The following is a 12923-nucleotide window of genomic DNA, read 5'->3' as shown; positions in this document are numbered from 1 at the left end:
GGTATCCAGACTCCCTCACCGTCATTCCGGCGCAGGCCGGAATCCAGGAGACCCTGTGCCAAGTTTTCGCGCAGACGCCAAGAGCGGTGTTACTTGTCGCGAGAACCGCACATGATCGCCACTGGATTCCGGCCTGCGCCGGAATGACGGCGACGGGGAATGGGTTCTTGGGCGAGCTTTTGCGCAGACCTCAAGCACCCCGCCCATCGCGGCGGCTCACTACAATGCGCGCATCCTCCTTGCTGATCGACGCATGAGCCCTATCGCTGCATCCCTTAAGGCCGCCCTGCGTTCCCCACTGCTGCCGTTCTGGCTGGTGATCGGGCTGTTGCCGTTCGGACGCAGCGCCGAGCTGGGAACGTTGCTGTGCCTGATCGGCACCGTGCTGCTGTTCATGCGTCATCCCTCAGCGCTGCGCGAGCACCCGGGCGCTCGCCTGCTGCTTTGGCTGCTGGCGGCTTATACGGGCGCGGCGCTGATCTCCTCGGTCGACTCGATGGCCCCCGGCAAGAGCTGGGGCACGGTAGCGTCGCTGCTGCGCTACGTGCCTTTGGGTCTCTATGCCTGCTTTGCCATCCGCAGGGAGGACAAGCTGCAGGCGTTGTACCTGGCTATGGCAGTGGTGCTGGCGTTCTGGGCGCTGGATGCGTGGGCCCAGATCCTCACCGGCTGGAGCCTGGCGGGGCACGCCGAGCCGGAGCGCATCACGGGCATCTTCGGCGCGACCAATGCGAAGCTGGGGCCCAGTCTTGCCGTGCTGTCGCCGTTCGCGTTGTGGGCAGCGCAACGTCGCTGGGGCACCAAGGGGGTGCTGCTGGCGTTCGTGTTCCTGTTGGGCCCGGTGCTGATGTCCGGCTCGCGCGCGTCGTGGCTTTGCTATGCGCTGGTGGCGCTCGCCTTCGCCTGGCGCATCGCCCGGTCGCCGCTGCGTTTCGCCGCCGTGGCGGGCGGGCTGGGCGTGGCGCTGTTGCTGGCGGGTGGCCTTGCCTGGAAAACCTCCGAGCGTTTTCAGCTGCGCATGGATCGCACGCTGCATGCATTGAGCGGTCCGCAACAGTCGCTGGATACCGCCCTGACCGGACGGCTGGATATCTGGCGTACCAGCGTGACGATGTTCGAAGCGCATCCGCTCAATGGCGTCGGCGTGCGCGCCTACCGCTACGCCTATCCGCGTTTTGCTCCGCCCAACGATCACTTCGTGGTGTCGGACGAGGCCTGCGGCGTGGGCGAGGGCGCTTGCCACGCCCATCAATGGGTGCTGGAAGTGCTGACCGAAACCGGTCTGTTGGGCTTGCTGTGCTGGCTGGCCGCCATCGTGCTGGCGCTGGGGGCATGGCGTCGCGTGAGCGCTGGCGCGCGCGAGCGCGCTTTCCCGGCTACGCTTGCGCTGGGCGTGATGCTGTTTCCCCTCAACACGCATCTGGCCTTCTATTCGGCCTGGTGGGGTTTGCTGTTCGCCTGGTTGCTGGGCCTGTGGTGTGCGGCGCTCTACGTGTACCCCTCGCAGGGAGAAGCCGCATGACGCGCGAGCCGCTGTCGGTCGTAGTGATCACCTTCAACAACGCGGACACGCTCGATGCCTGCCTCAGCCAGGTCGACTGGGCCGAGGAAATCGTAGTGCTCGATTCGGGTTCCACCGACGATACCGTGGAGATCGCGCGCAGGCATGGCGCGCGCATCGCGGTGCACCCCTTCGACGACTACGGTCCGCAGAAGCAGCGCGCCTACGACATGGCCAGCCACGACTGGATCCTCAACCTCGACGCCGACGAAATCCTCTCGCCCGGCACCCGCGAAGAAATCGAGCAGGCGCTGGAGCAGCCGGCGCACGCCGGCTTTCGCCTGCCGCGCCGCGAACGCATGTTCTGGACGGTGCAACACCGTTGGAGCTGGCGCAACGGCCATCTGCGCCTGTTCGACCGCCGTCGCGGCGGCATGAACGATGTCGAGGTCCACTCGGCCGTGGAAGTGCGCGGCCCGGTGAAAACGCTATGGCGTGCGGATTTCGTCAACGATGGCGACGGCGACATTGCCACGCGCGTCGAGAAGATCAATCGCTATACCACCGGCATGGTGGCCTACAAGCTGCGCACGCGGCAGCGCTTTACCGGCCTGCGCATGGTGCTCTATCCCCCGGTGTTCTTTCTGCGCCAGTACATCGGCAAGCGCTACTTTCTCAACGGCTGGGCCGGTTTCATCGCCAGCGTGACCGGTGCGTTCTACGCGTTTCTCAAATACGCCAAGTTGCACGAAGCGCGCGAACGGGCGGCACGCGAGTCACGCGCGGAGCGGCACTAGTCGCCCGGCAATCAGGCGGCCTGCGACAGCGGCAGCGCGTGTTCGCGCAACATCGCCAGCAGACGAGCACAAGCTTCGCGCCGCAGCAGCTCGCGTCGGCGGAAGGCGGAACGATGCTTGCTCTCGACCTGCGATTCGCTGCGCTCGGGCTCGTGGACCGGCAGCGCGAAGAAACCGTCCGGCTGCAGCACGCCCTGGCATTCTTCCCAGAAGCTGTCGTAGTCGGCCTTGATCTTGTCGGCCTCGCCGGCAAACGGATGCGCCAGATTGCTGACGCCGCGGATGCGCGTGGCGCCCGTGAACGAGCCGAAGGCGAGCAGCAGCGAATGCAGCAGGTTCTTCGGTCGCAGGCCGTAGCACTGCTTGGTCAGTTCGCGCACGGCTTCGCGTCCCAACTCGGGCGCGGCGCCCTGCAGGCAGCCGATCAGCAGGGTAAGTCCTTCGTCGGCAATGCTGAAGATGGTGGACGACAACACCTGGCCGTGCGTGTTGGCGAGGCATAGCGCCAGTTCGCCTTCGCGGCTGCGACCCGTCGGCCGGCGCAGTTCCAGCTGCAGTTCGCTGCCGTCCTTCAAGGGCAGTGCGCCCAGCACATGGCGGCCGTCCAGATAAATCGCATCGACCATCGCCGCCGGCAAATGCTGGAACACGAAGCGGTAGTGCGCGCTCACGATGGCCATGCGCTCGGCGCGGCCCACGCGCCGATTGATGTAGTGATGATGCCAACGCTCATGCAAGCGCGGATCCTGCGCCAGGATCGACACCAGTCGCGGCGAACCGTACAGCTCGCTCAGCCACGCGGACTGTCGTCGCGCCATGCGGATGCTACGGGCGATGTACTTCAGTGCGGCGGCGAGACGCTTTGAGGACGAGCCACGCCAGTCGCGGCGTTGGCGCAGCGAGCGCAGAAACAGCCGGAATGTCATTGTGGGCGGATAAGTGGGGGAGGATGCGAGCGCTGTTTTACCTGCCCAGACTGTCATCTATCTGTCAGGCAATACGACGGCTTTATGCAAGCTATCAGTAGACCGACGCGCTGCCTGTAGGACGTGTCTTAAAACGCTTGTGCACCCACAGATACTGCTCCGGCGCAGCGCGCACCATGTCCTCGATGGACACATTGACGCGGGCCGTATCGTCCAGCACATCCTTGCTGGGAAATGAATCGAGCGGCGCGCCGAGCTTCAGCGCATAGCCCGCATCGCCAGGAAGGCGGCGATGGTAGAAGGGAATCACCAGTGCTCCGGACATCCTCGCAAGATGATGCGTTGCCGTGATGGTGGCCGCCGGCACGCCGAAGAACGGCACGAACACATTGTCCTTGCTGCGCATGTCCTGGTCGGGCGCATACCAGAGCGTGCCGCCGTTGCGCAGGTGTTTGACGGTGCCGCGGATATCGTCCTTCTCGAACATCGCCTCGGCGTAATCCAGGCGCGCGCGCAACACGGCGAATTCGAACACCGCCGAATCCATGCGTCGATACATGCCGGAAATGCGGATGCGCTGGGAGACCAGCCGCGCGCACAACTCCAGGTGCGAGAAGTGGCCGCCCACCAGCAGCACGCCCTTGCCCTGCGCGCGTGCCGCTTCCAGATGCTCGAGACCTTCGATGCTGACGGGCACGTTCGCGATGGCGCGTTCGCTGCCCATCCAGCCGAGGGCGAACTCCGCCATCATCAGGCCGATGTCGCGCAGGTGCGCATCGACCAGCTTGGCCTGCTCCTGCTTGGACAGCTCGGGAAAGCACAGCGCGATATTCACTTCGGCCACATGCCGACGCGGCGACGGCACGCGCTGGATCAGCCAGCCCAGTCCGCGCCCGAACGCCATCAGGCCTTTGCGCGGCAGGTGGGCGACCAGCCAGATCACCCCGGCACCCAGCCAGGCGGGCCAGTGCGTGGGAGCGAGCAGGGAGCGGGAGAAGGTGGGACGGGGCATGCCGGGCATCGTTCGCATTGTAGGGAACTGGCCAAAACGAGGCGAGCCGCAAGAGCAGGGGCCTGCGTGTCCGAGCCGATATACTGACGCGCCGAATCCCTAGGGTTTCCCGTTGCGCTATCTCTACACCCTGGCCATGTACCTGGTGACGCCGCTGATCGTGCTGCGGCTGATGGCGCGTGGCGTGCGCTATGGCGATTACCACAAGCGCTGGCGCGAGCGGTTCGGTTTCTTCGAAGCCTCGGGCGTCACCGGCAGTCTTTGGGTGCACGCCGTATCGGTGGGCGAGGTCAATGCCGCCGAGCCGCTGATCAAGGCCTTGCAGGCCGACTATCCGAACGCCCCGCTGGTGGTGACCACGGTGACGCCGACGGGTTCGGAGCGGGTGCGCCAGCTGTTCGGCGACAGCGTCTTCCACGTCTACCTGCCGTACGATCTGCCGTTCTCGGTGTCGCGCTTCCTCAAGCGGGTACGCCCCCGCCTGGCCATCATCGTGGAAACCGAGATCTGGCCGAATCTCTACCGTGCCTGCCGGCGCCGCAGCATTCCGCTGATGATCGTCAACGCCCGCCTTTCCGAGCGCTCGTTGCGCGGCTACAAGCCGCTGGGCAACCTGGTGGCGCAGGCGATGCGCTGCGTCTACCAGATCGCCGCCCAATCGCTGACCGATGCATCGCGCTACCGCGCGCTGGGCGCCGATCCCGACAAGATCGTGGTCGCCGGCAACATGAAGTTCGACATGCCGGTGCCCTACGATGCCGAACGCAAGGGTGAAGAGCTGCGCCAGCAATGGGGGCGCCTGCGTCCCGTGTGGATCGCCGGCAGCACGCACGAGGGCGAGGAATTGCCCGTGCTCGAGGCCCACCTCGAAGTGCTCACGCGCTGGCCCGATGCCTTGCTGCTGATCGCGCCGCGCCACCCCGAACGCTTCAAGCTGGTGGAAAATTCAGCGCGAAGCCTGGGTTTCACGGTGGGCTCGCGCAGTGCCGACCGGGTGCCGTCGGCGGCTCATCAGGTGTTCGTGATCGATGCGATGGGCGAGTTGATGCCGTTCTATGCGGCCTCCGATCTTGCCTTCGTGGGCGGCAGCCTGGTGCCGATCGGCGGCCACAACGTGCTGGAACCGGCGGCGCTCTCCACGCCCGTGCTGGTGGGGCCGCACACCTTCAACTTCGAGGAAATCACGCTCACCCTGATCCGCGAAGGCGGCGCCTCGCGCGTGCACAGTGCTGAGGAGCTCGGCCCCATCGTGCTCCAGTTGTTGCGCGATCTGCCGCAGCGCCGGCGCATGGGCGATGCGGCGCGCATCGTGTTCGACAGCGAACGCGGCGCGGTGAAGCGCGTGATGGGCATGATCGACGACCTGCTGCAGGAATAGCCGTCCAAACGCTACAGGGGCGCCGAATGCAACAAGGCCGGGACATGCCCGGCCTTGTCGTTTCTGGCGTATGCGATGCGTGTTACTGCAGCATCGAGTTGACCATTTCAACGTCCTTCACGTCGATCGAGCCCGCCGACTGCTTCAGCTGCAGCTGATCGAGCACCAGCTGGTGGCGCGATTGCGAGTAGCTGCTCTCGGCCTGGGTCAGCGTCTGAATCGCGTTGAGCACGTTCAACATGGTCTGCGTACCCACGTCGAAGCCGGCTCGGGTCGCTTCGAGCGCCTTCTGGCCGGAATCTACCGAGGCCTTGTTCGCTTCCACCTGGCTGATGCCGGCGGCGACCGAGCGGTAGAAGTTCAGCGTGTCGCGAACCACCTGGCGGCGCGTCGATTCCAGCGAATCCTGGGCTTCATCGCGCTGATAGATCGACTGGCGCACGCGGGACTGCGTGGCGCCACCGGAGAAGATCGGCACGTTGACCGACAAGCCCACCGTGGTGCCGTACTGGCCGTTGCCGCGAATTTGCGCTGCACTGGCCTGTTCGAACCAGCTCGTGCTCTTGCCGCGGGTGACCGAGGCGTTGATCGTCGGCAGGTGGCCGGCGCGGGCGGCGTCGATGTCGTGCTCGGCGGCCTGCACGTTGTACTGGCTGGCGTGGATGCTGGCGTTGGACTGCAGCGCGGCCTGTACCCAGGCATCCGGGTCGGCCGGGTTGGGCGGCGTCAGCGGCAGGTCTTCGCGCAGCTTCTTCAGATCGCCCACCGGCTTGCCGGTGATCTGCGTGAGGGCTTCCTTGGCGTCGTTGAGCGTGTTCTGCGCGGCGACGGTCTGTGCCTTGGCCAGTTCGTACTCGGACTTGGCCTGGTACACGTCGGTCACGGCGGACAGGCCCACCTTGAAGCGCTGGTCCGCCTGATCGTAGGCCTGCTTGAAGGAGTCCTCGCTGGCCTTGGCGAATATCAGCGCGTCCTGGCTGGTCAGCACGCCGAAATACGCCGTGGTGACGCGCACGTAGAGGTTCTGCGCGGCGGCGTCATAGGTCGCATCCTGCGAACGGGCGGCCGAGCGTGCAGCGGCCAGATTGGCCCACTGACTCAGATCCAGCACGGTCTGGTTCAACGTGGCCGACAACGAGCGCGTGCGCGTATGGCCGAGATCCGGATTGTTGACCGTGGTGTTGGCGATATTGCTGCCCGTCGACTGCTGTTGCAGGCCATAGCTGCCATTGATCTGAGGCAGCATCAACGCACGCGCCTGGGCGACGCCTTCACCGGTGGCCAGGCGGGTAGCTTCCGCCTGCGACAGCACCGGGTCGTTGGCGCGGGCTTCTCGGTATGCATCCAGCAAGTCCTCGCTGTGACCGGCCAGCGGGAACGCCGACAGGGCCAGGGCAAGGGTCAGAAGCTTCAAGCGCATGGGTTGCCTCATGTATGGGGAAATAGGTCAGAAAACGAAGCGGCGCGGCGGCTCGGCGTGCTTCAGATACGGCAGGTCGGTTTCGAACAGCGACTCTTCGCGATAGCGGCCATTGCCCTCGTGGGTGAGCAGGAGCACGTGCTGCACCGGCGATTCGCCGCGCACCACCAGCAGGCGGCCGCCAGGCTTGAGCCAGCCCAGCAGGCGCTGCGGAACCTGGTACACCGCGCCGGTGACAACCAGTGCGTCGAACAAGCCCTTCGGCTGCCAGCCATTCACCGCTTCGCCGACTTCCAGCGTCACGTTGTCGATGCCCGCGCCAGCCAGTCGCTCGCCCGCGGCGGCGACGAAATCAGCGTGGATGTCCAGGCTGGTGACGTGTGCCGACAGCTTGGCCAGGCAGGCGGTGAGGAAACCCGAACCCGTGCCGATTTCCAGCACCTGGTCGGTCGGGGTGAGTTCCAGTGCCTGCAGCACGCGGCCCTCGACCACCGGCTTCATCATCACTTCGCCATGACCCAGTGGCAGGCACAGGTCGGCAAACGCCAGCTTGCGATGCTCCGGGGCAACGAAGTCCTCGCGGCGCACGCTGCCCAGCACGTCGAGCACGCGGGCATCCAGCACCTCCCAGGGGCGCACCTGGTTTTCCACCATGTTCAGTCGCGCCTGTTCGAAGTTCATCGCCATCTTGCTTGGTCCTAATGCGAATCGGGAAAAAGGCTAAAAAGGATAAGCGCTTAGCCTTCTTCCGACAATGTGCAAAGCCTGCGGGTTCGTACCAACGGCACGAAGTGCCGGAAGTCATCGCGCTTGGTTGACGGAAGTCATGCGCAGCGCGGTGTCCGCGGACACTTCGCTGCAAAATGCTCAGGCACTGCGCCTATGGTTCCCCGTGCGTGCAACAACCGGCTGACCGGGAAGTCGCGTGAGTGCATCTTGCATGGCCTGATGCAAGGTGGCGTCAAGGCGCTGGACAAGCAGCTCCGGCGACATGCTACCGCGGCTCTGCGCGGCCACCTCCAGCCAGGCCAGCCAGCGGGCGATGCGGCTACGTTCCGTCGCGTCCAGGCCCGATAGGGCGGCGCGGGCGACGAACGCCGCCCGGCGGGCGCCTGCGCGGCCCTGCTCGAGCCAGGAGGCGAGCGCCCGCTGGGCGAGTCGATACGCCGGGCTGAGCGAAAGTTCTGCGATAGTGGTGGTCATAGGGGAAGCCGTGTATCTTGGCCATGGAAAATAACTAAACCGCCGCGTATACTAAACGGGCGTTATCCATTTGTGAAGCCATTTGTGAAGGTATAGCCATGAGCACGATCCCGCAGACCAAGCCTCAGGGGCCCGGCCGTCCCAAGGATATGGAAAAGCGCGCGGCGATCCTGGAGGCCGCCAAAGGCCTGTTCATCCGCAATGCCTTTGCCGGAACCAGCATGGATGCGGTGGCGGCAGAGGCTGGCGTATCCAAGCTCACCGTCTACAGCCATTTCGGCGACAAGGACAACCTGTTCCGCGAGGTCATTCGCGCGCGCATCCAGGACCTGATCCCCGAAGACACCTACCACTACGATCCGGCCGAGGACATCCGCGGCATCCTGGAGCGCATTGCCCTCCACCATGTGCGGCTCGACTGCGACGTGCAGAACGTGGGCACCTTCCGCGCCATCCTCAGCGACTGCCGCCAGGGCAATCCCCGCTACGGCAAGCTGCTCTGGGAAGAAGGTCCCGATCGCACCAATGGCCTGATGAAACGCCTGCTGCAACAGGCGGTTGACGACCACAAGCTGGACATCGCCAACGTCTCCCGCGCCGCTGGCCAGTTCATCTCGCTGATCAAGGGCGAGATGCTCTTGCGCCGCATGTTCGGCTGCGAAGAGTGCGCCCAGTCCTACGCCGCGGAGCTGGAGCAGACCGCCCGCGACGGCGTGGACATGTTCCTGCGCGCGTATCTGCCGCGCTGATTGACGCCCGTTCCGGGCTTCCCGGAGGCCGTCGCACTCGCGGCCTCCCGCGCTTCGTGCTCAAATAGCGGCTTGAGGCGGGGGTGCCGGCAACAAGTCGGCTGAGAGAGTCCCTTCGAACCTGATGCGGCTAGTACCGCTGTAGGGAGCTTCGCCGCATGCCGTAAGGGCATTGCGTCCGGCGCCGTCCGCTTTTGTTGATATGCGATTGTTTTCGCAAAGACCCGCGCACCCTCTGTGCGGACTTCTCACAAAAGCCCAGTCCCCTCGGGGACCGCTGTAACCCCGGACGGACAGAAGCCGATGAATGCCCTCCCCAACGATCTCGCGCGCGCCGCGCAGGAACTCTCCGAAGCCGTGACGCGTCCGATTCCGGGCTCGCGCAAGATCCATGTGCAGGGCAGCCGCCCGGACATCCAGGTGCCGCTGCGCGAAATCTGCCAGGCGCAGACGCCGACGCTGTTCGGTGGCGAAGAGAATCCGCCGATCACCGTCTACGACACCTCGGGCCCGTACACCGACCCCGACTACAAGGTGGACCTGGCCACCGGCCTGCCGGCGTTGCGCGCGGGCTGGATCGCCGAGCGCGGCGACACCGAGCAGTTGACCGGCCTCAGCTCCGCCTTTGGCCGCCAGCGCGCCGCCGATCCCAAGCTCGATGCCTTCCGCTTCACCGCCACGCGCGCCCCGCACCGTGCCAAGGCCGGCGCCAACGTCACCCAGATGCACTACGCGCGCCAGGGCATCGTGACGCCGGAAATGGAATACATCGCGATCCGCGAAAACCAGCGCATCGAAGCGCTGCAGGGCAGCGCGCTGCGCACCCAGCATCCGGGCGAGTCGTTCGGTGCCGCGCTGCCCAAGCTGATCACGCCGGAATTCGTGCGCGACGAAGTAGCCCGCGGCCGCGCCATCATCCCGGCGAACATCAACCACCCGGAAGCGGAGCCGATGATCATCGGCCGCAACTTCCTCACCAAGATCAACGCGAACATCGGCAACTCCGCCGTGTCTTCCGGCATCGCCGAAGAAGTGGAGAAGCTGGTGTGGTCGATCCGCTGGGGCGGCGACACGGTGATGGACCTGTCGACCGGCAAGCACATCCATGAAACGCGCGAGTGGATCATCCGCAATTCGCCGGTGCCGATCGGCACGGTGCCGATCTACCAGGCGCTGGAGAAGGTCAACGGCGTGGCCGAGGACCTCACCTGGGAAATCTTCCGCGACACGCTGATCGAGCAGGCGGAGCAGGGCGTGGACTACTTCACCATCCATGCCGGCGTGCTGTTGCGCTTCGTGCCGCTGACCGCCAAGCGCGTCACCGGCATCGTCTCGCGCGGCGGTTCGATCATGGCCAAGTGGTGCCTGGCGCATCACAAGGAAAACTTCCTCTACACGCACTTCGAAGACATCTGCGAGATCATGAAGGCGTACGACGTGTCCTTCAGTCTCGGCGACGGCCTGCGTCCGGGCTGCATTGCCGACGCCAACGACGCCGCGCAGTTCGGTGAGCTCGATACGCTCGGCGAGCTGACCCAGATCGCCTGGAAGCACGACGTGCAGGTGATGATCGAAGGCCCCGGCCACGTGCCCATGCAGCTCATCAAGGAGAACATGGAGCGCCAGCTGGAGAAGTGCCACGAGGCGCCGTTCTACACGCTGGGGCCACTGACCACCGACATCGCGCCCGGCTACGACCACATCACCAGCGCGATCGGCGCGGCGATGATCGGCTGGTTCGGCACCGCCATGCTCTGCTATGTCACGCCGAAGGAACACCTCGGCCTGCCGAACAAGCAGGATGTGCGCGACGGCATCATCGCGTACAAGATTGCCGCCCATGCAGCGGATCTTGCCAAGGGCCATCCCGGTGCTCAGGTGCGCGACAACGCGCTGTCGAAGGCGCGCTTCGAGTTCCGTTGGGAAGATCAGTTCAACCTCGGCCTCGATCCGGAAAAGGCCAAGGAATTCCACGACGAGACGATGCCGAAGGACGCGCACAAGAGCGCCCACTTCTGCTCGATGTGCGGTCCGAAATTCTGCTCGATGAAGATCACCCAGGACGTGCGCGATTACGCCGCCGAGCACGGCACCGGGGAAGAATCCGCGCTGCAGGAAGGCATGGCGGAGAAGTCGGCCGAGTTCCGCCAGCAGGGTTCCGAGGTTTATCACAAGGCTTGATGCCTAAGCGTCCCGGTGGCATCCGCCAACGGGACGCTTGCGATCCCCTTGTGGGAGCGCACTTGTGCGCGACAAACCGACGGAGCGGAACGCTGATCCGCCGCGGTCGCGCACAAGTGCGCTCCCACAGTGGTTTCGTGCGCTGGATCGATATCGACTCGCAGCGCTTTTTTCACCTGCGTTTCGCGCACGCAGACCTACGGTGCAAGGCATTGCCCAGCCAGCCCTAGGGAGCGCAGCCAATGGCATCGTCCAAGCCTTTCGTCACCGATATCGAAAACATCCGCAAGCGCGCGCGTGAACACATCGACAAGGGCGCGATCACCGCCGGTTACAGCGCGGATCGCGAGACGGTGATCAAGCTGCTCAATGAAGCGCTCGCCACCGAGATCGTCTGCGTGCTGCGCTACAAGTATCACTACTACATGGCCAAGGGCATCCACGCCAAGAGCGTGGCCGCCGAGTTCCTCGAGCACGCCACCGAGGAACAGGTTCACGCCGACCGCATCGCCGAGCGCATCACCCAGCTCGATGGCACGCCGAATTTCTCGCCCGAAGGCCTGGCCTCGCGCAGTCATGCCGACTACGTGGAAGGCGACGATCTGGTCGACATGATCAAGGAAGACCTCGTCGCCGAACGCATCGCTATCGACAGCTATCGCGAGATCATCAACTTCATCGGCGCGTCCGACTCCACCACGCGCCGGATGATGGAAGAAATCCTCGCGATGGAAGAAGAGCATGCGGAGGATCTTGCGACACTGCTGGACAACCTGGGCAAGAAGGGCGAGCCCGCCAAGGCCCGACCGGAGCGCGGGCGCGCCACCAAGCATTGATCACGTCATCCCGCGGCGGCGCTTGCGCGTTGGAAACCCATATCGCCACCAGGAGACGCGCCATGCCGACAACGGACAACGCCCGCCAGGGACATGTGATTCTCAGTACCGTGCTCGCCACGCTCGCCTTGGGCGTGTTGCTGGCCAGCGCCGTGATGGGCTGGTGGGTGCATGGCACCGATGCCGCCGGGATGACCGGACAGTCCGCGCAGATCGTCGACCTTGGCGCGTCGCACGGCTGAGAGCCGCGCAAAAAAAACGCCGCCTCGGAGGGCGGCGTCTTGGCTCTTGCGAACAGCGATCAGGCCTTCTGGTCAGCCTGGTAGCGCTTGATGCCGGCGTCGATCTCGGCCTTGGCCTCGTCGGCGCCGACCCATCCTTCGATCTTCACCCACTTGCCCTTCTCCAGATCCTTGTAGTGCTCGAAGAAGTGGCCGATGCGCTCCAGCCAGTGGCCGGACACCGCCTTGATGTCCTTGATGTGCGCGTAGCCGGCGAAGATCTTGTCGACCGGCACCACCACCAGCTTCTCGTCGCTGCCGGCTTCGTCGGTCATCTTCAGCATGCCGACCGGATGGCAGCGGATCACCGAGCCCGGCACCAGCGGCAGCGGCAGGATCACCAGCGCGTCCAGCGGATCGCCGTCGCCGCCCAGCGTGCCCGGCACGTAGCCGTAGTTGCAGGGATAGCGCATCGGCGTGGACAGGATGCGGTCCACGAAGATCGCGCCGCTTGCCTTGTCCACCTCGTACTTGACGGGCTCGGCATCCTTGGGGATTTCGATGATGACGTTGATTTCGTCCGGAACCTTGCGGCCGGCGGGTACGAGGTGCAGACCCATGAGCGTGTCCTTGAGGCTAGTCAAATGCAAAGGCCTGAAAGGATACGGCAAAAGATGGGTGCATCGCAGCATGAGGCGG

The 12923-nt window shown here is 65.0% G+C and carries 13 protein-coding genes and 1 riboswitch; of the genes, 7 read left to right on the top strand and 6 right to left on the bottom strand.

The features are described 5' to 3' along the window. Positions 1-253 precede the first annotated feature (253 nt). Positions 254-1522, top strand: coding sequence for an O-antigen ligase family protein (locus tag ISP20_RS13720; protein WP_204636676.1), 1269 nt, complete (start codon positions 254-256; stop codon positions 1520-1522). After that, on the top strand, positions 1519-2298 hold the full coding sequence (locus tag ISP20_RS13715) for a glycosyltransferase family 2 protein (RefSeq protein WP_204636675.1): 780 nt from the start codon (positions 1519-1521) through the stop codon (positions 2296-2298). The genes ISP20_RS13720 and ISP20_RS13715 overlap by 4 nt, the downstream gene beginning before the upstream one ends. Positions 2299-2309: 11 nt before the next feature. On the opposite strand, the gene ISP20_RS13710 is transcribed toward ISP20_RS13715, so the two are convergent. After that, positions 2310-3224, bottom strand: coding sequence for a VirK/YbjX family protein (locus ISP20_RS13710; protein WP_204636674.1), 915 nt, complete (start codon positions 3222-3224; stop codon positions 2310-2312). A 94-nt stretch (positions 3225-3318) separates the two neighbouring features. Continuing rightward, positions 3319-4245 (bottom strand): LpxL/LpxP family Kdo(2)-lipid IV(A) lauroyl/palmitoleoyl acyltransferase, encoded by a 927-nt coding sequence (gene lpxL / locus ISP20_RS13705; protein WP_425490830.1) that lies wholly within the window; start codon positions 4243-4245, stop codon positions 3319-3321. Between the two features lie 103 nt (positions 4246-4348). On the opposite strand from lpxL, the gene waaA reads away from it, so the two are divergent. Beyond that, on the top strand, positions 4349-5614 hold the full coding sequence (waaA, locus tag ISP20_RS13700) for a lipid IV(A) 3-deoxy-D-manno-octulosonic acid transferase (protein WP_204636672.1): 1266 nt from the start codon (positions 4349-4351) through the stop codon (positions 5612-5614). An 82-nt stretch (positions 5615-5696) separates the two neighbouring features. Here waaA and ISP20_RS13695 read toward each other — a convergent pair whose 3' ends face one another. The 3 genes from ISP20_RS13695 to ISP20_RS13685 all read right to left on the bottom strand — a co-directional run bounded on the left by ISP20_RS13695 (position 5697) and on the right by ISP20_RS13685 (position 8237). Beyond that, entirely contained in the window at positions 5697-7034 is a 1338-nt protein-coding gene (locus tag ISP20_RS13695; RefSeq protein ID WP_204636671.1) for a TolC family outer membrane protein, read from the bottom strand. 27 nt (positions 7035-7061) lie between these two features. Further along, entirely contained in the window at positions 7062-7721 is a 660-nt protein-coding gene (locus ISP20_RS13690; protein ID WP_204636670.1) for a protein-L-isoaspartate O-methyltransferase family protein, read from the bottom strand. A 180-nt stretch (positions 7722-7901) separates the two neighbouring features. Continuing rightward, positions 7902-8237: a hypothetical protein gene (locus ISP20_RS13685; protein ID WP_204636669.1), complete on the bottom strand. Its 336-nt coding sequence runs from the start codon at positions 8235-8237 to the stop codon at positions 7902-7904. A 98-nt stretch (positions 8238-8335) separates the two neighbouring features. On the opposite strand from ISP20_RS13685, the gene ISP20_RS13680 reads away from it, so the two are divergent. From ISP20_RS13680 to ISP20_RS13665, 4 genes are all read left to right on the top strand, one after another. Continuing rightward, the gene (locus tag ISP20_RS13680) at positions 8336-8986 is read left to right on the top strand and encodes a TetR/AcrR family transcriptional regulator (protein WP_204636668.1); all 651 of its coding nucleotides are present in this window, start codon (positions 8336-8338) and stop codon (positions 8984-8986) included. A 69-nt stretch (positions 8987-9055) separates the two neighbouring features. Then, positions 9056-9151, top strand: a riboswitch (TPP riboswitch). A 138-nt stretch (positions 9152-9289) separates the two neighbouring features. Further along, a complete protein-coding gene (gene thiC / locus ISP20_RS13675; protein ID WP_204636667.1) occupies positions 9290-11167 on the top strand; it encodes a phosphomethylpyrimidine synthase ThiC in 1878 nt (625 codons plus the stop codon). Positions 11168-11409: 242 nt separating this feature from the next. Continuing rightward, a complete protein-coding gene (locus ISP20_RS13670) occupies positions 11410-12003 on the top strand; it encodes a ferritin-like domain-containing protein (protein WP_204636666.1) in 594 nt (197 codons plus the stop codon). A 62-nt stretch (positions 12004-12065) separates the two neighbouring features. Further along, entirely contained in the window at positions 12066-12245 is a 180-nt protein-coding gene (locus tag ISP20_RS13665) for a hypothetical protein (protein ID WP_204636665.1), read from the top strand. A gap of 59 nt (positions 12246-12304) precedes the next feature. Here the strand turns inward: ISP20_RS13665 and ppa are convergent, their stop codons facing one another. Then, positions 12305-12844 (bottom strand): inorganic diphosphatase, encoded by a 540-nt coding sequence (ppa, locus tag ISP20_RS13660; RefSeq protein ID WP_204636664.1) that lies wholly within the window; start codon positions 12842-12844, stop codon positions 12305-12307. Positions 12845-12923 lie beyond the last annotated feature (79 nt).

This window comes from Dyella kyungheensis (genome assembly GCF_016905005.1).
Taxonomy (GTDB): Bacteria; Pseudomonadota; Gammaproteobacteria; order Xanthomonadales; family Rhodanobacteraceae; genus Dyella; species Dyella kyungheensis.
Note: the sequence above shows the minus strand (reverse complement) of the source record. Positions and strands in the feature narration are given on the sequence as shown.

Bases quoted from the DNA above. Each gene is read 5' to 3' on its own strand.
- ISP20_RS13720 (WP_204636676.1), top strand. From the start codon at position 254: ATGAGCCCTATCGCTGCATCCCTTAAGGCCGCCCTGCGTTCCCCACTG.
- ISP20_RS13715 (WP_204636675.1), top strand. From the start codon at position 1,519: ATGACGCGCGAGCCGCTGTCGGTCGTAGTGATCACCTTCAACAACGCG.
- ISP20_RS13710 (WP_204636674.1), bottom strand. From the start codon at position 3,224: ATGACATTCCGGCTGTTTCTGCGCTCGCTGCGCCAACGCCGCGACTGG.
- lpxL (WP_425490830.1), bottom strand. From the start codon at position 4,245: ATGCCCGGCATGCCCCGTCCCACCTTCTCCCGCTCCCTGCTCGCTCCC.
- ISP20_RS13695 (WP_204636671.1), bottom strand. From the start codon at position 7,034: ATGCGCTTGAAGCTTCTGACCCTTGCCCTGGCCCTGTCGGCGTTCCCG.
- ISP20_RS13690 (WP_204636670.1), bottom strand. From the start codon at position 7,721: ATGGCGATGAACTTCGAACAGGCGCGACTGAACATGGTGGAAAACCAG.
- ISP20_RS13685 (WP_204636669.1), bottom strand. From the start codon at position 8,237: ATGACCACCACTATCGCAGAACTTTCGCTCAGCCCGGCGTATCGACTC.
- ISP20_RS13680 (WP_204636668.1), top strand. From the start codon at position 8,336: ATGAGCACGATCCCGCAGACCAAGCCTCAGGGGCCCGGCCGTCCCAAG.
- thiC (WP_204636667.1), top strand. From the start codon at position 9,290: ATGAATGCCCTCCCCAACGATCTCGCGCGCGCCGCGCAGGAACTCTCC.
- ISP20_RS13670 (WP_204636666.1), top strand. From the start codon at position 11,410: ATGGCATCGTCCAAGCCTTTCGTCACCGATATCGAAAACATCCGCAAG.
- ISP20_RS13665 (WP_204636665.1), top strand. From the start codon at position 12,066: ATGCCGACAACGGACAACGCCCGCCAGGGACATGTGATTCTCAGTACC.
- ppa (WP_204636664.1), bottom strand. From the start codon at position 12,844: ATGGGTCTGCACCTCGTACCCGCCGGCCGCAAGGTTCCGGACGAAATC.